The organism is Pannonibacter carbonis (assembly GCF_003012935.1).
Taxonomy (GTDB): Bacteria; Pseudomonadota; Alphaproteobacteria; order Rhizobiales; family Stappiaceae; genus Pannonibacter; species Pannonibacter carbonis.
The window spans coordinates 295,478-317,383 of the sequence record NZ_PUDR01000001.1 but is presented as its reverse complement, the minus strand read 5'-3'; the positions used below and the strand labels follow the sequence as shown (position 1 = coordinate 317,383).

20 protein-coding genes and 1 tRNA gene are annotated in these 21,906 nt (G+C 63.0%); 15 read left to right on the top strand and 6 right to left on the bottom strand.

All coding sequences use genetic code 11. The features are described 5' to 3' along the window. Window positions 1-10: 10 nt before the first annotated feature. From cpdR to C8348_RS01430, 5 genes are all read left to right on the top strand, one after another. Entirely contained in the window at window positions 11-370 is a 360-nt protein-coding gene (cpdR, locus tag C8348_RS01450; RefSeq protein WP_019964837.1) for a cell cycle two-component system response regulator CpdR, read from the top strand. Between the two features lie 134 nt (window positions 371-504). Continuing rightward, window positions 505-579, top strand: a tRNA-Val gene (locus C8348_RS01445). Between the two features lie 160 nt (window positions 580-739). Next, window positions 740-865, top strand: a complete 126-nt coding sequence (ykgO, locus tag C8348_RS01440) for a type B 50S ribosomal protein L36 (RefSeq protein ID WP_106751477.1) — start codon at window positions 740-742, stop codon at window positions 863-865. An 81-nt stretch (window positions 866-946) separates the two neighbouring features. Then, entirely contained in the window at window positions 947-1,588 is a 642-nt protein-coding gene (locus C8348_RS01435) for a tetratricopeptide repeat protein (RefSeq protein ID WP_106751476.1), read from the top strand. Between the two features lie 164 nt (window positions 1,589-1,752). Further along, complete coding sequence (locus C8348_RS01430) at window positions 1,753-2,745, top strand: alpha/beta fold hydrolase (protein ID WP_106751475.1); 993 nt, start codon at window positions 1,753-1,755, stop codon at window positions 2,743-2,745. A 77-nt stretch (window positions 2,746-2,822) separates the two neighbouring features. Here C8348_RS01430 and pyk read toward each other — a convergent pair whose 3' ends face one another. The 3 genes from pyk to C8348_RS01415 are packed head-to-tail and all read right to left on the bottom strand — an operon-like array spanning window position 2,823 to window position 6,094. Beyond that, the gene (pyk, locus tag C8348_RS01425) at window positions 2,823-4,259 is read right to left on the bottom strand and encodes a pyruvate kinase (protein WP_106751474.1); all 1,437 of its coding nucleotides are present in this window, start codon (window positions 4,257-4,259) and stop codon (window positions 2,823-2,825) included. Next, the gene (locus C8348_RS01420) at window positions 4,256-4,744 is read right to left on the bottom strand and encodes a DUF1036 domain-containing protein (protein ID WP_208983439.1); all 489 of its coding nucleotides are present in this window, start codon (window positions 4,742-4,744) and stop codon (window positions 4,256-4,258) included. Before C8348_RS01420 ends, pyk begins: the two co-directional genes overlap by 4 nt. Window positions 4,745-4,792: 48 nt before the next feature. Then, window positions 4,793-6,094, bottom strand: a complete 1,302-nt coding sequence (locus tag C8348_RS01415) for a glycerate kinase type-2 family protein (RefSeq protein ID WP_106751473.1) — start codon at window positions 6,092-6,094, stop codon at window positions 4,793-4,795. A 103-nt stretch (window positions 6,095-6,197) separates the two neighbouring features. Between C8348_RS01415 and C8348_RS01410 the strand changes: the two genes are divergently transcribed. From C8348_RS01410 to C8348_RS01400, 3 genes are all read left to right on the top strand, one after another. Beyond that, window positions 6,198-6,992, top strand: coding sequence for an N-formylglutamate amidohydrolase (locus tag C8348_RS01410; RefSeq protein WP_106751472.1), 795 nt, complete (start codon window positions 6,198-6,200; stop codon window positions 6,990-6,992). A 42-nt stretch (window positions 6,993-7,034) separates the two neighbouring features. Then, on the top strand, window positions 7,035-7,337 hold the full coding sequence (locus C8348_RS01405) for a DUF1244 domain-containing protein (RefSeq protein ID WP_106751471.1): 303 nt from the start codon (window positions 7,035-7,037) through the stop codon (window positions 7,335-7,337). A gap of 120 nt (window positions 7,338-7,457) precedes the next feature. Beyond that, window positions 7,458-7,724 (top strand): DUF2312 domain-containing protein, encoded by a 267-nt coding sequence (locus C8348_RS01400; protein ID WP_106751470.1) that lies wholly within the window; start codon window positions 7,458-7,460, stop codon window positions 7,722-7,724. A 345-nt stretch (window positions 7,725-8,069) separates the two neighbouring features. Here the strand turns inward: C8348_RS01400 and C8348_RS01395 are convergent, their stop codons facing one another. Together C8348_RS01395 and C8348_RS01390 are read right to left on the bottom strand one after the other, a co-directional pair. Beyond that, the gene (locus C8348_RS01395; RefSeq protein WP_198646880.1) at window positions 8,070-9,854 is read right to left on the bottom strand and encodes a peptidoglycan L,D-endopeptidase MepK; all 1,785 of its coding nucleotides are present in this window, start codon (window positions 9,852-9,854) and stop codon (window positions 8,070-8,072) included. A 306-nt stretch (window positions 9,855-10,160) separates the two neighbouring features. Then, window positions 10,161-11,687, bottom strand: a complete 1,527-nt coding sequence (locus C8348_RS01390) for a sigma-54-dependent transcriptional regulator (protein ID WP_106751469.1) — start codon at window positions 11,685-11,687, stop codon at window positions 10,161-10,163. A 225-nt stretch (window positions 11,688-11,912) separates the two neighbouring features. On the opposite strand from C8348_RS01390, the gene C8348_RS01385 reads away from it, so the two are divergent. The 7 genes from C8348_RS01385 to C8348_RS01355 all read left to right on the top strand — a co-directional run bounded on the left by C8348_RS01385 (window position 11,913) and on the right by C8348_RS01355 (window position 19,625). Then, window positions 11,913-13,733 carry a M3 family oligoendopeptidase gene (locus C8348_RS01385; RefSeq protein WP_106751468.1) on the top strand — a complete coding sequence of 607 codons (1,821 nt, stop codon included), beginning with the start codon at window positions 11,913-11,915 and terminating at the stop codon, window positions 13,731-13,733. Then, window positions 13,733-14,656 (top strand): heme-dependent oxidative N-demethylase family protein, encoded by a 924-nt coding sequence (locus C8348_RS01380; RefSeq protein WP_106751467.1) that lies wholly within the window; start codon window positions 13,733-13,735, stop codon window positions 14,654-14,656. The genes C8348_RS01385 and C8348_RS01380 overlap by 1 nt, the downstream gene beginning before the upstream one ends. Window positions 14,657-14,710: 54 nt before the next feature. Next, window positions 14,711-16,102 carry an ABC1 kinase family protein gene (locus C8348_RS01375; protein ID WP_106751466.1) on the top strand — a complete coding sequence of 464 codons (1,392 nt, stop codon included), beginning with the start codon at window positions 14,711-14,713 and terminating at the stop codon, window positions 16,100-16,102. Between the two features lie 125 nt (window positions 16,103-16,227). Then, window positions 16,228-16,509, top strand: a complete 282-nt coding sequence (locus tag C8348_RS01370) for an aa3-type cytochrome c oxidase subunit IV (protein WP_198646879.1) — start codon at window positions 16,228-16,230, stop codon at window positions 16,507-16,509. Between the two features lie 75 nt (window positions 16,510-16,584). Further along, a complete protein-coding gene (locus tag C8348_RS01365) occupies window positions 16,585-17,724 on the top strand; it encodes a Re/Si-specific NAD(P)(+) transhydrogenase subunit alpha (RefSeq protein WP_106751464.1) in 1,140 nt (379 codons plus the stop codon). A 10-nt stretch (window positions 17,725-17,734) separates the two neighbouring features. Next, window positions 17,735-18,214, top strand: a complete 480-nt coding sequence (locus tag C8348_RS01360; RefSeq protein WP_198646878.1) for a proton-translocating transhydrogenase family protein — start codon at window positions 17,735-17,737, stop codon at window positions 18,212-18,214. 13 nt (window positions 18,215-18,227) lie between these two features. Beyond that, a complete protein-coding gene (locus C8348_RS01355) occupies window positions 18,228-19,625 on the top strand; it encodes an NAD(P)(+) transhydrogenase (Re/Si-specific) subunit beta (RefSeq protein WP_106751462.1) in 1,398 nt (465 codons plus the stop codon). A gap of 355 nt (window positions 19,626-19,980) precedes the next feature. Here the strand turns inward: C8348_RS01355 and C8348_RS01350 are convergent, their stop codons facing one another. Continuing rightward, entirely contained in the window at window positions 19,981-21,798 is a 1,818-nt protein-coding gene (locus tag C8348_RS01350; RefSeq protein WP_106751461.1) for a potassium/proton antiporter, read from the bottom strand. Window positions 21,799-21,906 lie beyond the last annotated feature (108 nt).

Here is a 21,906-nt window from a genome sequence, read left to right as displayed (position 1 = left end):
GTTGTCCCAAATGTCGCGAATTCTTCTGGCGGAAGACGACAATGACATGCGCCGCTTCCTGGCGAAGGCGCTGGAAAATGCAGGGCACGACGTGGTGTCCTTCGATAATGGCAAGAGCGCCTATGAACGGCTGCGCGAGGAGCCTTTCGCGCTGCTCCTGACCGACATCGTGATGCCGGAGATGGACGGGATCGAGCTTGCACGCCGCGCCACCCAGCTCGATCCGGATCTCAAGGTGATGTTCATCACCGGCTTTGCCGCCGTTGCATTGAACCCGGACTCCAATGCTCCGAAGGACGCCAAGGTTCTGTCCAAGCCGTTCCATCTCAAGGACCTGGTGCAGGAAGTGGAGCGCATGCTCGCCGCCTGAGGCGAAGTTTCCACAGCCGGCATGGGAACTGAAGATTGTTTGACGGGTTCGAAAAAACGCCTCTTGCATAGTCCCCGGAACCCCGTTATACGCACCTCCACCGCAGCGTTTCGACGCTTTGTTCCGAAGATTTCGGGCGTGTAGCTCAGCGGGAGAGCACTACGTTGACATCGTAGGGGTCACAGGTTCAATCCCTGTCACGCCCACCATTCTTGCAGACGGGAAAGCGAAAGCTTTCCCCGATGCGGGTAGCGGGAAACCTCCATGGCGCATGCTTGCGCCGGGTGATTTCCTACCGCCAGTCCATGCGGGCGCTTTCGCGCCCGTTTCTTTTGAGTAGAACAGCAGGGCCCTTCCGGGGACAGAACGATGAAAATCAAGAACTCGCTCAAGGCGCTGATGGCTCGTCACCGGGAAAACCGCATGGTTCGCCGCAAGGGCCGCGTCTACATCATCAACAAGAAGAACCCGCGCTACAAGGCCCGCCAGGGCTGAGCAGGGAAGGCTCCCGTTTTCGTGAGCCGCCTTCTTGCATTCAAGGATTGACCGCCGCGTGCAGCTGGGGATACTTGGCGCATGCGGCTTTTCCTGTTTCTGACGTTTCTTGTTCCGCTCCTGCTGCCCGTTGGCGGACTGGCGCAACCTGTCCCTCCCGGCTCCGATGAGCCCCGGGCGGAGGACCTAGGGACCTTGCCCGAAGCTCCAGCGCCGGATGAGCCGAAGACGCGCAGCGTCGAGGAACCCCCAGTCGAGACGCTCTACCGCCAATTGGCTGCGGCCAACAGCGAGGGTGAGGCCAGGCGCATCGCGCGGCGGATCCAGATCGTCTGGCTCCAATCCGGCAGCGATACGGTTGATCTCTTGATGGAGCGGGCGGCGATTGCGCTCAAGGCCGAGAATTATCCGCTGGCGCTCGATCTTCTCGACAATGTGGTGACGATGAAGCCATCCTATGCGGAAGGCTGGAACCGCCGCGCCACCGTTTACTACATGCGCCAGGACTTCGGCCGTTCGCTTGCCGACATCGAACGCGTGCTGGCGCTCGAGCCGCGTCACTGGGGAGCCCTGTCCGGGCTTGCCATCATCCAGCGGCAGCTCGATCAGGAGCAGCGGGCATTGGCGACGTTCCGCAAGGTGCTCGAGGTCTATCCGCTGCTTGATTCCGCGCGAAAGGCCGTGGAACAGCTGGAAACCCAGCTTGCCGGCAAACCGACCTGAACTCTCGTTTCATGCCAGCCCAGCTATCCTGTGCCTTCAATTGCGGGCGGGGGAATGAACCTTGAGGTGATGGCCTGCGTACAGGCCGTATGACGCGACAACCGTGTCTGCCCGCCCGAGAGGCTGGCCTTCATTCCGTCCCGCATCTCCGGCTTTGGTCTTCCATGCAAGTGCTGCTTCTTATCGTCTTCTTCCTTGCTGCCTATACCGAAGTTCGGCGGAGGCAGTATGCCCGCGCCAATCCGCCAGCCGGCCGGTTGATCCTGGTGGAAGGCGCAAAGGTGCATGTGCTGGAAGAAGGTGCGGACGACCTGCCGGGAGCGCCGGTGGTCCTGTTCGTGCATGGGGCAAGCGGCAACCTTCAGGATCTCTGCATGGCCTTCGAGAGCCAGTTTCCGGACCATATCCGGCGCGTCTATATGGACCGCCCAGGGCTAGGGCATTCCGAGCGCCGCCTGGGCCGGCGTGCGAGCCCGCGTGACCAGGCACGGCGGATGCTCGCGGCGATGACGCAGCTTGGTTATTCCTCCTTTACGGTCGTCGGGCATTCCTTTGGGGCAGCCGTGGCTGTTGCCATGGCGCTGGAGGCACCTTCCCGCGTGACGGGTCTTGCCCTTCTGGCGCCTGCGACCCACCCCTGGAACGGCAAGGTCGCCTGGTACTACCGGCTGGCGGCACTGCCGATCCTTGGCTGGTTGTTTTGCCGGTTGATTGCGCTGCCCGTTACCGAGAGGGTTGCCCCTGCCTCGATGCGCCATGTGTTTGCTCCGGATCCTGTGCCGGAGGACTATGACCGGAAGATCGGGCTCGAGCTGCTGTTCCGGCCGGAGAGTTTTCGCTCCAATGCCTGCGATCTGGCGGCCTTCAACCGGCATCTGGCGAAGCAGGCTGAGGCCTATCCGCAGATTGCCCAGCCGGCCGTTATTGTCACGGGGGATCAGGACAGCGTTGTCTGGCCAAGCATCCATTCGCGCGGCCTCAAGCGGGACCTGCGCGCGGCACGGCTGATCGAATTGCCAGGCGCTGGCCACATGCCGCACCACGCCCATGCCGCAGAGATAGCGAAGCTCATCCTCGGCCTTCTCAACATCCTGCCGGCCAAGCCTAGCGCCGAGCCGGAACAGGAGAGGCAAGGTGTCGATGTTTCAAGGGGTTAAGCTCTGAGAGGCTGTGGCGCGGCGCGAAATGAAACGGCCCGCCGAAGCGGGCCGTTGAATGGTGCGTTAGGCGGGTCTTAGAGACCCGACTTGCCGTCGCTGCCGACGAAGGCGATGCGCAGCATGTTGGTCGAGCCGGGCGTGCCGAAGGGAACGCCGGCGGTGATGATGACCCGCTGGCCGGGCTTGGCGAACTCTTCCTGATGCGCAATGCGGCAGGCGCGGTCGACCATGTCCTCTTCGTCGTTGGCATCCTCGCTGACAACGCAGTGCAGGCCCCAGGCAAGAGCCAGACGGCGGGCAGTGCCCACGACCGGTGACAGGGCGATTACCGGTGTCGACGGGCGCTCGCGCGCTGCACGCAGGCCGGTGGCACCGGACGAGGTGTAGCAGACGACGGCCGCAAGGTTCAGCGTCTCGGCAATCTGGCGGGCAGCGGCTGAAATCGCGTCGGCGCCCGTTGCTTCCGGATCCGTGCGCTGCGCATGGATGATGCTGCGGAAGTTGCTGTCCTGCTCCACCTGCTGGGCGATCTTGTCCATCGTGCTGACGGCTTCCACCGGGAACTGGCCTGCAGCGGATTCAGCCGACAACATGATGGCATCGGCGCCCTCGAACACGGCGGTGGCGACGTCCGAGACTTCGGCACGGGTCGGAACCGGAGCGGTGATCATCGATTCCAGCATCTGCGTTGCCACGACCACCGGCTTGCCGGCGCGGCGGGCGGCGCGGGTGATGCGCTTCTGCAGGCCGGGAACCTGTTCCAGCGGCATTTCCACGCCCAGATCGCCACGGGCGACCATAAGGGCGTCGGACAGTTCGATGATCTCGGCAAGACGGTCGATGGCCTGCGGCTTCTCGATCTTGGCGAGAATGCCGGCGCGGCCGCGCACGATCTTGCGTACTTCGGCGATGTCGTCGGGACGCTGCACGAAGGACAGGGCAACCCAGTCGACATTGGCGTCGAGCACGGCAAGAATGTCCTTGTGGTCCTTCTCGGTCATGGCGCTGAGAGCGATTTCGGAATCGGGAACGCTGACGCCCTTCTTGTCGGAGAGCTTGCCGCCAACTTCCACGCGGGTGAGTGCGCGGCTTGCCGTGCATTCAGTCACGAGAAGGCGGATCTTGCCGTCGTCGAGCAGCAGGCGGTGCCCCGGCTGCAGGGCCTTCAGGATTTCCGGATGTGGCAGGTGCACGCGGTTGATGTCGCCCGGGGTCGGGTCGGCATCCAGCACGAAGCTTGCGCCATCTTCCAGTATGACCGGGCCATCGGCAAACTTGCCGACGCGCAGCTTCGGGCCCTGAAGATCGGCGAGAATGCTGATCGGCCGCTTGACCTTTTCTTCCACGGCGCGGATCCGCGCCACCAGTTCGCGCATCAGGTCATGGCTCGAATGGCTCATGTTGATGCGGAAAACATCCGCGCCCGCACGAAACAGCTTCTCGATCATCTCCGGATCGGAAGAGGACGGGCCCAGAGTTGCCAGAATTTTTACCCGTCGATTGCGTCTCATCGCCCGCCTGTCCCCTGTTGTACCGGTTCCGTCAGTTGAACCGTCCAGTTGCTTTGTTCACCTGTGTCGATCTCGAAAAATCCGGTGCGCTCATAGCCACGCGCGACACAGTCCTCGATCCCGCGAATCGTGAATTCCTTTTCGCGGGTACACATGTACGCGCGTCCACCCCATTCGCCAAACTGATCGTAGTCGACAGCGTAAATGTAATAGAAGCGTGACACGAGGGCCCCGGGAACCAGAACCTCACAACTGTTTGGCCCGAGGTTCCACCAGCCCTCGGTGACCCAGTCCGTCTTGTCCTTGTATCCGATCGCAACGCCAACCTTGCTCTCGGTCTTGTTGCAGAGCCGAAGATCCGCCTTGGCGATATCTGGCAGTAGAGCAAGGCACAAGAAGCCAAAAACGAAGAGCAGGATACGGCTTGAGAACCGGCAAGACACAGCCGGCTCGCGCTCGTATCGACGATACTCTTCTTTTTTCATCTGGTTGCTCGTCTTCCGGCGTTCGGCTTGCTCGTTTTGTAGGTCAGCTCACGGCTTGTCAACGATCACAGCTCGGAAGTCGTTGACATTCGTGTAGGTCGGTCCTGGCGTCAGCAGATCACCCAGTCGCCTGAAGAAGCCGGTACTGTCGTTTCTGGCGAGAAATGCGGCAGCATCAAGACCCATGGCTCTTGCGCGGGCAAGCGTCTGCGGGTCGATCATGGCGCCGGCCGGATCGGTCGCTTCCCCTTTGCCGCCATCGGTGCCATCCGTATCTCCAGCAACCGCAGCGATGCCCGGCTTGCCATCAAGGGCAATCGCCAGTGCCAGCGCATATTCCTGGTTCGGCCCTCCGGTGCCATCGCCGCGAATGGTGACGGTGAGTTCCCCGCCTGACAACAGCACGGCCTTGCGGCCATTTTCTGTCAGATGGCGGGCCATCGCGGCATGCTCTGACGCTCGGTCACGGGCCTCGCCCTCCAGGCTGTCGCCGAGCAGGTGAACATCGTAGCCGGCTGCCCGCGCGACATCGGCGGCACGATCGAGCGACAGGCCGGGGCGCGCGACAAGCCGGTAGACGGCTCGGGCGAATATCGGATCCTCCGGCGTCGGCGTCTCGTTGCCCGGATTGTTCAGGGCCGCGGCGATGGCGCGGGACAAGGTGATGCCGTGCTGGGCGCAGGCTGCGCGGGCATCGGCCAGCGTTGTCGGGTCGCCGACGGTCGGGCCGGAGCCGATGACGGCCGGATCATCCTGAGGCACGTCAGATATGGCAAGTGTCGTCAATTGGACGCCGTCTGGGACGGCACGGGCCAGCCGTCCGCCCTTGATGCGTGACAGATGCTTGCGAATGCAGTTGATCTCGCGGATCGTCGCGCCGGACCGCAGCATCTGCCGGGTCAGATCCTGCTTGTCAGCCAGACTGATGCCGGCAGCTGGAGCAATCCAGTTGGCGGATGCGCCGCCGGAAAGAAGCACGACGACATGATCGTCGCTGTGTGCCGATGCCGCAAGGTCCAGGCAACGCAAGGTAGCTGAAACCCCGGCCGCGTCCGGTACCGGGTGCCCTGCCTCGATCAGTTCCAGATGCCTGGTCGGCCTCGCGTAGCCATGGCGGGTGACCCCCAGGCCGACGAGCCGGTCTGCCGGCAGACCGAGTGTTTCGAGGTAGTGGGTCTCCGCCACCTGCAGCATGGCACCTGCCGCCTTGCCGGCGGCCAGCAGAATGATCCGGCCTGCAGTGCCCGGATTTGGCAGATGCGGCGGCAATGCCGTTTCAGCCTTGGCTGCTGCGACTGCGGTGTCGAAGAGTTTGAGCAGCAGGGGCGCAAAACGGATGTCTATAGCCATGCCTTGCCTGTTGGTTGATGCGGCGAGTTGATCTATTCCTTACGCAACGTGGTGTTCTGCGTCACCTGAATAACGATCCTCATCCTGCAAAGTCCCCCGAACAATGCCTGATTTTCCGCCCGCATCCGGGCCATTCGAGACTTTAGCCGGCAACATGGCAGGTGGCCTGTTGCTGCTGTGCGATCACGCCCGCAATTCCATTCCTCCGGAGTATGGTGATCTCGGCGTGCCGGCGGCGCAACTCGAGCGCCACATAGCCTATGACATCGGTGGCCGACCGCTGACGCTGGAACTGGCACGCCGCCTGACGGCCCCCGCCTTGATGACCACATATTCCCGACTGCTGATTGATCCGAACCGGGGCGAGGATGATCCGACCATCGTCATGCGCCTGTCGGACGGGGCTGTGGTGCCGGGAAATGCGAAGATCGATGCTGCGGGGCGCCAGGAGCGGATCGAGCGGTATCACCGCCCCTACCATGACCTGATTACCCGGACACTCGACGAGATGGCAGCTCTGGCGCCAGCGCCGGTCATTGTTTCGATCCACAGCTATACGCCCGTGTGGCGCGGGACGCCGCGTCCCTGGCATGCTGCCGTCTTGTGGGATAGCGACCCGAGGGCTGTTCAACCGGTTATCGATGGGCTTCGCGCCGATCCTGCAATCGTTGTCGGGGACAATGAGCCCTATGACGGCGCACTCAAGAATGACACGATGTACCGGCACGGAACACAGCGCGGACTTGCGCATGTCTTGATCGAGGTTCGGCAGGATCTCATCGCCGACGAGGCCGGGGTCCAAGCCTGGGCTGACCGGCTGGAGCCGATCCTGGCGCGTCTGCCCGGCTTGCCCGGTCTGCGCGAAATCCGGCACTTTGGCTCACGCGCCGACAACTGACCTTGGCCCCGAGCCTTGCTTGACACGACTGGAGACTGTTCCATGGCCCTTGACGACACGACCCGTACCGAGCTGGAAGCCGCAGCGTTCCGCCGTCTGGTGGCGCATCTTCAGGCACGCACCGACGTCCAGAACATCGATCTGATGAACCTTGCCGGCTTCTGCCGCAACTGCCTGTCCAACTGGATGCAGGCGGAAGCGGAATCCAGAGACCTTCCCATGACCAGGGAGGCAGCACGCGAGGCGATCTACGGCATGCCGTATGAGGATTGGAAGCGCCTCTACCAGAGCGAGGCGAGTGCTGAGCAGAAGGCGGCCTTTGACGCCCGAGACGGCGGCCATTGAAGCGGCGTGCCGTGCCCCGAACCGGCTTGACCGGCGGGTGAGAAACTGGCACGGCAGTGCACCCAGATTTCATCGGCCGGATGCCTGGCCAGGATACTTCAGCAACAGGAGAGCGATCCCATGACCACAGATCCGGGCGGCGTCGCCGCGGACCAGCTCCGCGCTTTCGTCGAGCGCATCGAGCGTCTCGAGGAAGAAAAGAAAGTCATCTCCGATGACATCAAGGACGTCTATGCCGAAGCCAAGGGCAACGGGTTCGACGTCAAGATCCTGCGCAAGGTGATTTCCCTGCGCAAGAAACAGCCGCATGAGCGCGAGGAGGAAGAGGCGATCCTCGACCTCTATCTCCAGGCGCTCGGCATGCATGGCTACATCGGCAACGAATAAGCCCGGACGCCTTGAAGTCAGTCAGAAAGCGGCCCATGTGGCCGCTTTTTTTGTTGTTCGGGCTGGCTACGTGTTTGCTGGTGCCAAACAAAAAAGGGCGGCCAGTGGCCGCCTTTGGCTTGATGAAAAACCACAACTACTCCGGCGTCATCCCGGCCAAGCGAAGCGCCGAGCCGGGACCGGAGAGGCATGGTCTCGATTTTTCAATGAGTTGTATCTGGAAAGCCTGGGCTCTCCGGTCCCGGATCTCCGCTTCGCTGCGTCCGGGATGACATCTGAGGGTCTATCAGCGGACAAAGGGCGGCCAGTGGCCGCCCTTTGAACTGTTTTCTGTCGATGCTCGGATCAGCGGGAGTAGACCACCGGAAGAACCGAGATCGCTGCGCCTGTGAAGCTGTCGGTCCGCAGGTTGTCGTAAGGCTGAGCGGCGAAGCCATGCTTCAGGAAGCGGTTGCCGGTCTGCAACAGGGTGCCGATCTTGCGCTGGTTCGGATGGCTCATCTCCGCGAAAGTCACGCTGCGCAGCGTCGACGTACCCGAAATGATCTGCGGCACTGACTTGTCCGGCAGGCTGGCAAAGCCCGCAAGCGGATCGATGATGACTGCCGGCGGCACGTTGCCCGAGACGGTCGGCGCTGGCTTTGTTGGCTTCTTGCGGTCCTTTGCCATCTGCGCTGCAGCGGCTGCGGCCTTCATCTGCAGCAACTGGCGCTGGGTCAACTGCGGGCTCGTGGCGGCAGAAGAGGCATAGGCGAGCGTTGTCTGGCCGATCTGCGGCTTGCGGGCGGGCTCCGTACCGGTGACAGCGGCAATTGCTGCGATCGGATCCGTTGCCGGTACGTTTGGAGCCGGACGCGGCGGCACGACATTCGCTGCAGCGATTGCAGTCAGCGCTACCTTCGGCTTTGCCGTGGGGACTACATTGATCGCAGGCGCGGCTGCCTGGAGAAGGGCAGGGCCAGTCCTTGCAGACTGTGTTTCCTCGGCCGTGCGGGCGTTGGGATCGATAGCGGCGATCTGGAACGGAATGGATGCCGGCACCGGATCGGTTGTCTCGCGCGGCTTGGCAGGCGGCGGGGCGGCGGCAATGATGGTTTCAACCGGCGCTGCTGCGGAAGCCGGCTTCTGCGCTGCAACAGCAATCGGAGCGGGCGGGGTCTTTACGCCTGGCGCCTGTTCGGTTGCGACCGGGCGTTGCTGGCGCTGTGGCGCGGGTCTAGCCGGCGCGGTCTCACCGCGAGCAGAAGCTTCCTCAACATCGTCGTCTTCACCCGAGAACAGGCTGGCGAGGAAGCCACGTCCTGTGCCCGCAGCCGGCCGGACCAGATCACCATTGTCACCAGACGTCAGGACCTGGCCACGGGTTCTGGAACTGCCGCCTTCATCTTCGTCGTCGCTGCCAGATGCAATAACGATGTTGGAACTGCCACGGCGGCCGGATTTGATGTCGGCAAGGGCAAGCTGATATCCAGCCATCGGCTTGCCGTCAGACGGAATATGTACGGTCTTGCCATCGGGGAAGACCTGCGCAAGCTGCTGCCGGCTCATCTTCGGCCAGTGGCGGACGCTGCCGGTGTCGAGGTGGACGAAAGGCGAACCTGATGTCGGATAGAAGCCGACGCCGCCGACCTGTTTGCGCAGGCCGGTGGCGCGCAGGTTGGTCAGATTGACGCCGGGGATGAAAAAGTCCATCGCCTTGCCAAGCGAATGCTGGCTGTTCTTGGCAACACCGCGCGAGCGGGAGCGCAGCATGTTGTTGGTCGCCGGCGAGCGATAGCTCGACACGACGTGAATGTAGTCGCTGCCACGAACCTGCTGGTACACTTCCCAGACCAGGTCGAGCAGCTTGGGATCGATGTTGGTGATCTCGTTGCGGCGCCAGTCGCGCAGGAAGCGGTTGGCATCCCGCAGGCCCGAGGGAATGTAGCGACCATCCTTCTTGAAGGTGATCTGCACCCGTTCCTTGGTGTGCGTATTGTAAAGCTTCAGTGTACGCGTCTCGGCCTGGGCGGCCGAGAGTTCCGGTGCGAGGACCGACGGACCAATGAAGAGCGCAGCCAATACAAACACGAGGGCAGCAATGCGCTGTACCCCGGAAAAGGCGCTGCTTCGGACTAACCGTTCACGCAAATCACATCTCGCAGTCTGAAGGCCTTGCAGCCAATACCCACCCCCCGGTGACAGGGATGAGACTAGCCGCCTCAGGTTAAAAACTTTTTACCGTGTTTTCATCTGGGTCGGGAGAGTGGCGGAAATACAACGACCTGTCCAGTATGTGATTGCATGGGGCTTGAAAATGGTAAATATCTGAAAAATATCATTTTTTCTTAGATTCCCTCTTCTGTCGGCTTCCGGCAGGTGGGGGTTTGCTCCTGTTTCACCCCTAAAAAGTCGTTTGCTTTGAAGGCTTGAAACAGAAAACTGTGCACAACTCCGTTATTCCGCCGCGTCCTGGGCCTGTCCGTCGTCGAGGCCATAGTCCTTGAGCTTGCGGTAAAGCGTCGAGCGGCCGATACCCAGGCGCCGGGCGACTTCCGTCATCCGGCTGCTGTAGTGGCTGATGGCGGAGCGGATCATCTCCTCTTCCACTGCGGCCAGTGTCCGCATGTGGCCATCGTCATCCAGGCTGCGCATGAAGCCAAAGGGGGCCGTTCCGCCCGGCCCCGTGAAGGCCGGCTCCGCCGAGGCCGGTGCCGATGAAATTGCCGATGGAATTGCCGATGTCTGACGTGTCTGCCGGTCCAGTTCTGGCGGCGGCAACGGATGGTCAATGGCGGCGGCGACCTGCGGAAAGTCTTCGGCAATCAACTGGTCTCCATCGCACAGGACGACGGCACGGAAGACGGTGTTCTCGAGCTGGCGAATGTTGCCCGGCCAGGAATAGGCCTGCAACATCTCAAGCGCCTCGGCGCTGATGCCAGAGACCTGGGTCTTGCCTTCTTCCGCAGCGAAACGGGCAAGGAAATGCCGGGCGAGGGCAGGGATGTCCTCCCGGCGGTCGCGCAGCGGCGGGATCCAGATCGGGAACACGTTCAGGCGGTAATAGAGATCCTCGCGGAACCCGCCTTCCTTGACGAGGTCGATCAGCCGGCGATTGGTCGCGGAAATCAGGCGGAAGTCGACCTTGACCGGGCGGCGCGACCCGATCGGGTCAATCTCGCCTTCCTGCAACGCGCGCAGCAGCTTGACCTGCACATCCATCGGCAGTTCGCCGACCTCGTCCAGGAACAGCGTGCCGCCATGGGCTTCCTGGAACTTGCCGACATGCTTGTCGACAGCACCGGTGAAGGCGCCCTTCTCGTGGCCGAACAGGATGGATTCGACCAGATTGTCCGGGATCGCGCCGCAGTTGACCGTGACGAAAGGACGAGACTTGCGTTCGCCGGAGCCCTGGATCGCCCGGGCGATCAGTTCCTTGCCGACGCCGCTTTCGCCCTCGATGAGGATCGGAATGTTGGAGGAGGCCGCGCGCTGGCCGAGGCGCAGCACGCGCTCCATCGCCGGCGACCTCGTGATGATGTCATTGAAGGTCAGCGTCCCGGTGGTCCGCTTGCGGATCCGGGTCAGCTCGCCCTCAAGCGCGGAGACCTTCATCAGGTTGCGGATCGAGACTTCGAGCCGCTCCGGCGCGACCGGCTTCACGACGAAATCCTGTGCCCCGGCGCTCATGGCGTTGACGACCGTGTCGATGCCGCCATGGGCAGTCTGCATGATCACCGGCACGGCGATGCGCTCGGCCCGGATCTTGCGCAACGCGCCGATGCCGTCCAACTCGGGCATCACCATGTCCATGATGATGAGATCGATGTCGGCCCCTTCCGGCCCGGTCATGAGGCGAACGGCCTCAGTTCCGTCCTCGGCGGTCCGGGCGCGGTAGCCGAAACGCGTCACGGCTTCCTGCAACAGCCGGCGCTGGATCGGATCATCATCGACAATGAGAATGCGCCCGCTGGCTGACTGCATGACTTTACCGCCCGGATACTGCGTGGGTGTCTCAATTCGGGTCATCTTGATCGGTAACGGGTAAACAAATCGTCCATGGTTCTGAATGTCCCGGGGATAAGGGCGATTGCCCGACACCCGTCTTCCGCCCTAAAACAGGGAATCTGAACGGAACGAGACGGGCGGGTTGGCCCGTCTGCAGGACAGGGAACCGCCCGGCGCAGGCCGGTTCCAACCGGAGGAGTCATGAACCGCATCGAAATCGCCCGCTCTCCAGCAACCTCCGGCGCCGCCCTTGGCGATCTGCCGGAGTGGGATCTGAGCGATCTTTATCCGGCACCAGATGCGCCGCAGGTCCAGGCCGACCTGACAGCAGCGCTCGAGCGCTCGCGGAGTTTCGAAAGTGCGTACAAGGGGCAACTTGCGCGGCTGGCGGCGGAGGATGTCGAGGCCCTTCTGGCGGCTGTGCAGTCCTTCGAGGATCTGGAAGATCTGCTGGGCCGGCTGATTTCCTATGCGGGCCTGCTCTACGCCGGCAACACCACCGATCCGGCGCGGCAGAAGTTCTATGGTGACATCCAGGAAAAGATCACCACGGCGAGTTCCCACCTCCTGTTCTTCACGCTGGAACTGAACGGCATCGATGACAAGGTCATCGAGACGGCGCTGCAGGACCCCGGTCTCCGCCACTATCGCCCCTGGTTCGAGGATCTGCGCAAGGAAAAGCCGTATCAGCTGGAAGACCGGGTCGAGCAGCTGTTCCATGAAAAGTCGATCAGCGGCCGCGGCGCCTGGAACCGTCTGTTCGATGAGACCATCGCTTCGCTCCGCTTCTCCGTTGACGGCCAGTCGCTGCCGATCGAGGTGACGCTGAACTACCTGCAGGACAGCGATCCCGCCAGGCGGAAGGCTGCCTCGGACGCCCTGGCGGAGACCTTCAAGGCGAACCTGCGCGTCTTCACCCTGATCACCAACACGCTGGCCAAGGACAAGGAAATCTCCGACCGCTGGCGCAAGTTCGAGGACATCGCCGACAGCCGGCATCTGGCCAACCGGGTCGAGCGCGAAGTGGTTGATGCCATGGTGGCAGCGGTGCGCGAGGCCTATCCGCGCCTGTCGCACCGTTATTACGCGCTGAAGGCGCGCTGGCTCGGCATGGACCAGCTCAACCACTGGGACCGCAACGCGCCTCTGCCGCAGTCGGACAACCGGGTCATCTCCTGGGATGAGGCGCGCGGCACGGTGCTTACCGCCTATGCCGGCTTTTCGCCCGACATGGCCGAAATCGCCGGCCGCTTCTTCGAGCGCGGCTGGATCGATGCCCCGGCCCGTGAAGGCAAGGCCCCCGGGGCCTTTGCCCATCCGACCGTGCCGAGCGCGCATCCTTATGTTCTTGTGAACTACCTCGGCAAGACGCGGGACGTGATGACGCTGGCGCATGAGCTGGGTCACGGCGTGCATCAGGTTCTGGCCGGGCCGAACGGTCCCTTGATGGCGCCCACGCCGCTGACGCTGGCCGAGACCGCCAGCGTCTTCGGCGAAATGCTCACGTTCCGCTCGCTGCTCGACAAGGCCGAGAGCCCGAAGGCGCGCAAGATCCTGCTCGCCGGCAAGGCCGAGGACATGATCAACACGGTCGTGCGCCAGATCGCCTTCTATACCTTCGAGCGCAAGGTGCACACCGAACGCAAGGACGGCGAACTGACGGCTGAACGCCTGGGCGAGATCTGGCTCGAGGTACAGCGCGAGAGCCTTGGACCGGCCATCCGGCTGGGCGAAGGCTACGAGACTTTCTGGACCTATATCCCGCACTTCATCCATTCGCCCTTCTACGTCTATGCCTACGCGTTCGGGGATTGCCTCGTAAACTCGCTCTATGCGGTCTACGAGGACGCCGACGAGGGCTTCCAGCAGAAGTACTTCGATCTCCTGAAGGCGGGCGGCACGAAGCATCACAGCGAGCTGCTGGCGCCCTTCGGCCTTGATGCGACGGATCCGGGCTTCTGGAAGCGCGGCCTGTCGGTGATCGAACGCATCATCGACGAACTCGAGGCGATGGACGCGTGATGCAGGCGGTGGAACCGGGCCCGGCGGACCCGTTCCGCCACACGCCCTATGACGGATCGAAACAGCCCTTCACCATTGGCCTGGCTCCGGTGGAGGAAGCGCGCTGGTTCGATCCGGATCCGCTGCTGGTGCACCATCTGCAGCTCAAGGATGCGCTGTTCCGTGACCATCTGGACCGTGTGTTCCGGGCGGAGCCAGGCACAGAGGCAGCGCAGGCGGAAACCTTCCGTCTCATGGCCGCGCATTTGCCGGTCGTCCACCCGGCGCTTTATGGCGAGGTGGACGGCGGTGTTCTCGTGCGTGCGTCCGGCGCGGTCGTCGGGCTTTGCGGAACGGACACGCCCGGTCTTTTGTCTGCGGCCCGTCTGGTGCAGGACGATCTGGTGCTGATGCGCAAGGGGGAGGGCGGGTACAGGATTGCCGCCGCCGCGCTTTGCTTCCCCTCGTCCTGGTCCCTGGCCGAAAAATTCCGTCAGCCGATGAGTGAGATCCACGCCAAGGTGCCGGGTTTTGCCGGGCGCATGGGGCAGACCGTGGACCGGATCTTCGACAACCTGCGCGATGGTCAGATCATCGAGCGGTTCAACTGGTCGGTCTATGATGACGCCGAGCTGCATCACCCGGAGGCCAAGCAGCTGACACCGCAGGTCGGGGATGTGGATGGATCGCTGCTGGCGGCGCTGTTTGTCCGCGTCGAACGCCAGACCCTGCGCCGGCTTCCTGCGTCCGGTGACATTCTCTTCACGATCAAGATCCATCAGGATCCGCTCGCTTGGCTCGCCCGCCATCCCGGGGGGCGTGCATTGGCCGCAGGTCTGGCGCGCCAGCTGCGTGCGATGGAACCGGCCCAACTGGCCTATAAGGGGCTGACAGGTCATCGGGACCGGTTGGCGGCCGATCTGGAGGCGCTGGCCCACTCGTAAGACCGCCGACGACAGACGCGCTGCCACGGGGCAGGGCGAGCCGAAGGACAGGACATGGCCGGGACAGGCAACAACGGACAGGACCAGGAAGCCAACCGCTTCAGCGCCCGCGTGGGGCGCTACGCCAAGGTGGGCACCAACATGGGCGGTATCGCCGCCAAGCTCGCCGGGGCGCGCCTGTTCGGGCTGGACCTCGACAACCAGAAAGGCGCGGCGGAGCTGGCGGCGGCGCTGGGCGGCCTCAAGGGGCCGTTGATGAAAGTGGCGCAGCTCCTGTCGACCATCCCGGACGTTCTGCCGCCCGAATATGCGGCGGAACTGGCAAAGCTGCAGTCCAATGCCCCGCCGATGGGATGGGCCTTCGTCAAGCGCCGGATGCGGGCGGAACTGGGCGACGGCTGGCAAGGCCGCTTTGCCTCCTTTGACAAGGAACCGTCGGCTGCCGCATCCCTTGGTCAGGTGCACAAGGCGACCGGGCACGATGGACGGGCGCTGGCCTGCAAGCTGCAGTACCCCGACATGTCCTCGGCGGTGGAGGCGGATCTCAAGCAGCTGGCGCTGCTCTTCTCCGTTCACAGGCGCATGCAGTCCGCGATCGATACCCGCGAGATTGCAAAGGAGATTTCGGAGCGGGTGCGCGAGGAGCTCGACTACACCCGCGAGGCACGGCAGATGGCGATCTACCGGCATGTGCTGGCCGATGAGCCGCGAATCCGGGTGCCCGATGTGGTGGACGAGCTGTCAACACAGCGGCTTCTGACCATGGGCTGGCTGGAAGGCTCGCCGATGCTGAGCTGGAAGGACGCGGACCTGACCGTCCGCAACCGGCTTGCCGAGACGATGTTCCATGCCTGGTGGCATCCGTTCAGCCATTTCGGCGTCATTCATGGCGATCCGCACCTGGGCAATTACACCGTGTTCAGCGAGGCAGGCGAGCCGGGCGGCATCAATCTGCTCGACTATGGCTGCATCCGCATCTTCCCCGCGACCTTCGTCGGCGGCGTCGTCGATCTCTACAAGGGGCTGCTGCATGACGATGACGCGCGAATTGTCCATGCCTACGAAAGCTGGGGCTTCAAAAGTCTGAGCAAGGATCTCATCAATGTCCTCAACATCTGGGCGAGATTCATTTATGGTCCTTTGCTGACAGATCGGGTGCGCGCCATCGCCGATGGTGTGAGCCCGGCCGAGTATGGACGTCAGGAGGCGTTTCGAGTGCAAAAGGCTCTCAAGGAGCTTGGTCCGGTCACGGTTCCCCGGGAATTCGTGTTCATGGACCGGGCGGCCATAGGTCTTGGTGGTGTTTTTCTTCACCTGCGCGCGGAACTGAACTTCTATCGTCTATTCAACGAACAGATCGACGGCTTCGAGGTGAAAAAAATCTCAGATAGCCAGAGAACTGTTTTGGCCAAAACTGGGCTAGTCAGCCCTGTTGTGGCAGCGTAAGGACAGGTTCGGAGCGGCAGTCTTCCAGATGGAGACTTCCGGGCCGGATCACATTGCCGTGCGGGGCGCTTCCGTTGTATGGGGCAGCCCTTCACCACTTGTGAGAAACAGTCGGGGTACTATCGATGTCTAGCAACTCTTCTACCAGCATGGACTATGCCGAGCACGAGCGCACTTACGAGGGGTTCATCAACTTCTCGAAGATCGGCACCATCGCGGTTCTGACCATTGTCATCACCCTGGCCATGTTTGCCTTCGGCGGCACCGCCGCTGTCGTGTTCGGCTGGATCCTGACCATCGCCAACCTCGTTGCCATCGCTGCCGGCATGGCGCTGGGCGAAAAGGGCTGGATCCCCGCTGCTGGCGTGTTTGTTCTCGCAGGGCTTCTGGCTCTGGTGACCATCTGACCGAGCGCCGCCTCCGGGCGGCGTTTTCGTCTCGCCATCTCGTTTACCGCTTAATCTTCCCTGGGAGGGTCTGGAATGAGGATAGCTGTGCCGCGCGAAAGCGACGCGGTGGAAACCCGTGTCGCCGCCACGCCGGAGACCGTCAAGAAGCTGAAAACTCTCGGCTTTGAGGTGACCATCGAAACGGGAGCGGGCACAACTTCTCGCATCCTGGACACTGAATACGAGGCGGCTGGTGCCGTCATCGCCAAGGACGCTGCCTCGACGTTCGCCGATGCCGACGTGGTGCTGAAGGTTCGCCGCCCCAACGCGGACGAGCTGAAGCTGATGAAGGCCGGTGCCCTCGTCATCGCCACCATGGACCCCTATGGCAAGGAAGCCGAGGTTCAGGCCATGGCCGAGGCCGGCATCGCCGCCTTCGCGATGGAGTTCATGCCGCGCATCACCCGTGCGCAGGTCATGGACGTCCTGTCGTCCCAGGCCAACCTTGCCGGCTATCGCGCCGTGATCGACGCGGCCGCCGAGTATGACCGCGCCTTCCCGATGATGATGACGGCTGCCGGCACCGTTCCGGCGGCCCGCGTCTTCGTCATGGGTGCAGGCGTTGCCGGTCTTCAGGCGATCGCCACGGCCCGCCGCCTTGGTGCGGTCGTGACCGCGACGGACGTGCGTCCGGCCTCGAAAGAACAGGTCGAATCGCTCGGCGCCAAGTTCATCGCCGTCGAGGACGATGAGTTCAAGCAGGCCGAGACAGCTGGCGGCTACGCCAAGCCGATGTCGGAGGCCTATCAGGCCAAGCAGGCCGAGCTTGTCGCCGCCCACCTGACCAAGCAGGACATCGTCATCACCACGGCGCTGATCCCGGGCCGTCCGGCTCCGCGCCTGATCACGGCCGCTATGCTGGCCAGCATGAAGCCGGGTTCGGTCGTCATCGACCTCGCCGTCGAGCGCGGCGGCAACGTCGAGGGTGCCAAGGCTGGCGAAGTCGCGACCGTTTCCGGCGTGAGGATCGTCGGTCACCTGAACGTGCCGGGGCGCATCGCCGCCTCCGCGTCCTCGCTTTATGCGAAGAACCTGTTCGCCTTCCTGGAGACCATGGTCGACAAGACGAACAAGGTGCTGAAGCCGAACTGGGACGATGAACTGGTCAAGGCGACCGTGCTGACGCGCGATGGGGCAGTGGTTCACCCTGCCTTTGCGCCGGCGAAGTCGTAAGGGGGACGAGATGAGCGAAGTCAATCAAGCCGAAGCGCTGGAAAAGGCCCGCGCTGCTGCCGAGGCTGCGGCTGAGGCTGCTGAAACGGCCAAGGAAGCCGCCGCCGCGGCGCAGTCCTATGCGGACCAGATCGCAGGCGGCGCCGTGGATCTGGCCATGCGCGCCAGCGAAAGCATCGGGGCAGGGGCTATCGAGCCCTTCGTGTTCCTGCTTTCCGTGTTCGTGATGGCGATCTTCGTCGGTTATTACGTCGTCTGGTCGGTGACCCCGGCCCTGCACACGCCGCTGATGGCCGTGACCAACGCGATCTCCTCGGTGATCGTCGTCGGTGCGCTGCTGGCTGTGGGCGTTGACCTGTCGCATGGCGACGGAGCGCTGATGGCGCGGATCTTCGGCTTCATCGCCCTGGTCCTTGCCAGCGTCAACATTTTCGGCGGGTTCCTCGTGACCAGCCGAATGCTCGCCATGTACAAGAAGAAGCAGCGCTGAGGAGGCCGTATCCATGTCTGCCAACATCACGGCCGTTCTCTACCTGATCTCCGCCGTTCTCTTCATCATGGCCCTGCGCGGCCTGTCGCATCCGGAAACGTCTCGCAAGGGCAACACCTATGGCATGGTCGGCATGACCCTCGCCGTGGTGACCACGCTGCTGGCGACCGGTGTCACCTTCAGCTCCGCGCTGATCATCCTTGCTGGCGTCGGCATCGGTGGTGGTGCCGGTGCGATCATCGCCCGCCGCATTCCGATGACGGCAATGCCGCAGCTCGTCGCCGCCTTCCACTCGCTGGTCGGTCTGGCTGCGGTGTTCGTGGCCGCTTCCGCGCTCTATGCGCCGGAAGCCTTCGGCATCGGTGAACCGGGGCACATCCACGCACAGGCCCTGATCGAGGCCTCCGTCGGTGCCGCCATCGGCGCGATCACCTTCACCGGTTCGATCATCGCGTTCCTGAAGCTCGACGGACGCATGTCCGGCAAGCCAATCATGCTGCCGGGCCGCCATGCCATCAACATCGGTCTTGCCGTTGCAGTTGTGGTTCTGGTCGCCATCCTGGTGGCGACGGAAAGCGCTCTGGCCTTCTGGCTCGTGGTGCTCGTTGCCTTCGTGTTCGGCGTGCTGATCATCATCCCGATCGGCGGCGCGGACATGCCGGTGGTCGTGTCGATGCTCAACTCCTACTCGGGCTGGGCTGCGGCCGGCATCGGTTTCACGCTCGGCAACATGGCCCTGATCGTGACCGGTGCCCTCGTCGGTTCGTCCGGTGCGATCCTGTCCTACATCATGTGTAAGGGCATGAACCGCTCGTTCATCTCCGTCATCCTTGGCGGCTTCGGCGGCGAGACATCGTCGGCGGCGGCAGCAGGCGGCGGCGAGCAGCGCCCGGTGAAGCAGGGCTCGGCTGAAGATGCAGCCTTCATCATGAAGAACGCGTCCAAGGTCATCATCGTGCCGGGTTACGGCATGGCGGTTGCCCAGGCCCAGCACTCCCTGCGCGAGATGGTCGACAAGCTGAAGGCCGAAGGCGTCGAGGTGAAGTATGCGATCCATCCGGTCGCAGGCCGCATGCCGGGTCACATGAACGTGCTCCTGGCGGAAGCCAACGTGCCTTACGACGAAGTGTTCGAGCTGGAAGACATCAACTCGGAGTTCTCGCAGGCTGACGTTGCCTATGTCATCGGCGCGAACGACGTGACCAACCCGGCCGCCCGTGACGATCCGCAGTCGCCGATTTACGGCATGCCGATCCTGGACGTGGACAAGGCCGGCACCGTGCTCTTCATCAAGCGCGGCATGGGCTCCGGCTATGCCGGCATCGAGAACGAACTGTTCTTCCTCGACAAGACGATGATGCTGTTCGGCGATGCCAAGAAGATGACCGAAGAGATCGTCAAGGCCCTCTGAAGGCCTGATGGACGAACTCTCTCGATGAAACAATGCACGGCCCCGGAAACGGGGCCGTTCTGCTATGTGAATGGTCCCTATATCGTCATCCCGGCCCAGCTGAGCGATAGCGAAGCGCCGAGCCGGGATCCAGACATCAGGACGCGCGAAGCGCGACAAAGCTGTCGGCTGCACGTCCCATCGCGCTGAATTGTTTATGAGCTCGCTGGCGCTCGCACAGACGCGCTGGATTCCGGATCTGCGGTTCGCTCGAGGCTCACCTTGTCCGGAATGACGGCAAGCTGACGAAATCGTAAGTTTGCCAGTCGCCGGGACGTTCCCGAAAGCGGCTCCGCCTCGCGCCGCAATGCACGGACTAAGCCTGTTTGCCGCGTCTTGTCAGTCTTGCCCGAAGCAACTGCCACAATTCGCGGCCGCTCTGGAACAGGGGCAGTTGCGGGGCGTTTTCGGGTTCCTCTATGGACAGGCCGACTTCCGAGATTGCGCCGTCCGCATCGAGGTCACGAACAATCAGCTCCACCCCGCTGCATGTGATCCGGTCGCCGACTTCGGCAGTGCCGCCAAGGCGCTGGGTGATGTAGTCGCGGATGGAAACAGGCGGCTGCTGCGGATCAACAACACCGGTCAGTCCATAAGCCTCGGCAAGGGCTGCCATCGGCTGGCGCGGGTCGATGAGGAACTTGCCGTAAAAGTCCTCGTCGTCCAGCGTCAGGCGCACGGGGCTGGCAAACAGACGGTCCAGCAGGCGAATATATTGCGGGGCGACGAACATGTAGACAAGGTCGTCCACTTGCAGCCGTCCGGCATACTGGTAGCGCATCGAATGGCCATCCCGCACCACCAGCGACGGCCGCGCCCAACGGGGCAGGCGCTCATCGCCAAGGGCAACCGGGCTCTCCGCCGCCACCTTGTAGACAACGAGTTCATGGTCGCCGCTGCCACCGGGAAGCTCCAGTTCCAGACGCTCCGCCGGCCCGATACGCGCCGGAACGATCAGGCCCAGCCAGCGGGCCATCGGCGCAATGGTCCAGCCCTGCAGCAACAGCGACACCAGCACGACGATATAGGCGGTGTTGAACAGCAACTGGCCGCTTTCCATGCCTGTGGCAAGCGGAATGATGCCAAGCAGGATCGAGACGGAGCCGCGCAGGCCGACCCAGGAGATGAAAGCTGTCTCGTTGCGCTTGTAGCCGAAGGGCATGAGGCACAACCAGACCGCCAGCGGCCGGCAGACAAAGGTCAGGGCTAGCGCAAGGATGATGGCAGGCAGCGCGAGGCCGAGAAACTGCGAGGGCGTCGCCAGCAGGCCGAGCGTCAGGAACATGGCGATCTGCGCCATCCATGTCAGCCCTTCGAGAAACCGTCGCAGGCTGACCTGCCCCTGGATCCTGTTGTTGCTGGCAATGATCCCGGCGACATAGACCGCGAGGAAGCCGCTGCCTCCAGCAAGGCCGGTGAAGCCGAACAACAGGAGCGAAAAGGACAGGATACTGATGGGATAGAGCGTTCCCTCCAGCCGGATTACCTTTGCGCCAGCCAGGATGACATAACCGCCGAAAATGCCAAGCGACAGGCCGAGGCCCATCTGGATGCCGAAGCCCTTGAGCAGTTCGGTCCAGGCATCACCAACACTGCCACCGCTGAGGATCAGTTCAACCAGCACGATGGCCAGGAAGATCGCCATAGGGTCGTTGGACCCGGACTCGACTTCGAGCAGGGAGCGCACCTGGTCGCGGATGTTGATGCCGCCCACACGCAGCAGAAAGAACACCGCAGCGGCATCTGTCGAGCCGATGATTGCGCCGAGCAGAAAACTTTCCAGCCAGGGGAGGCCGAACAACAGACGGGCGACAGCGCCGACCATGCCCGCAGTCATAATCACACCGAGGGTTGCCAGCACGATCGCCGGCGCTGCGGCCTGGCGCACCGATCTCAGCCTGGTGTTGAACCCGCTATCGAACAGGATGATGGCAAGAGCCAGGCTACCAATGAAATAAGCTGAACCGGCATCATTGTAGCGGATGCCGAGGCCGTCCTCGCCCGCCAGCAGCCCGACGCTCAGGAACACGAGCAGCAGCGGCGCGCCAAAGCGGAAGGCCAGCGCGCTGGTCATGACCGACACGAGGACGAGGCCGGCGCCGATCAGCGTGACGGGAAACAGCAGATCCAGCATGCGATGGTCCTCGTTGCCCCGCGGTTGGTGTTGGTTGTCAGTCTCCTAAACTAGGTAGCCCAACAGCCTTAAGAAACCGCAGCTTGCTCGCCCATTGCGTTTTGGGGG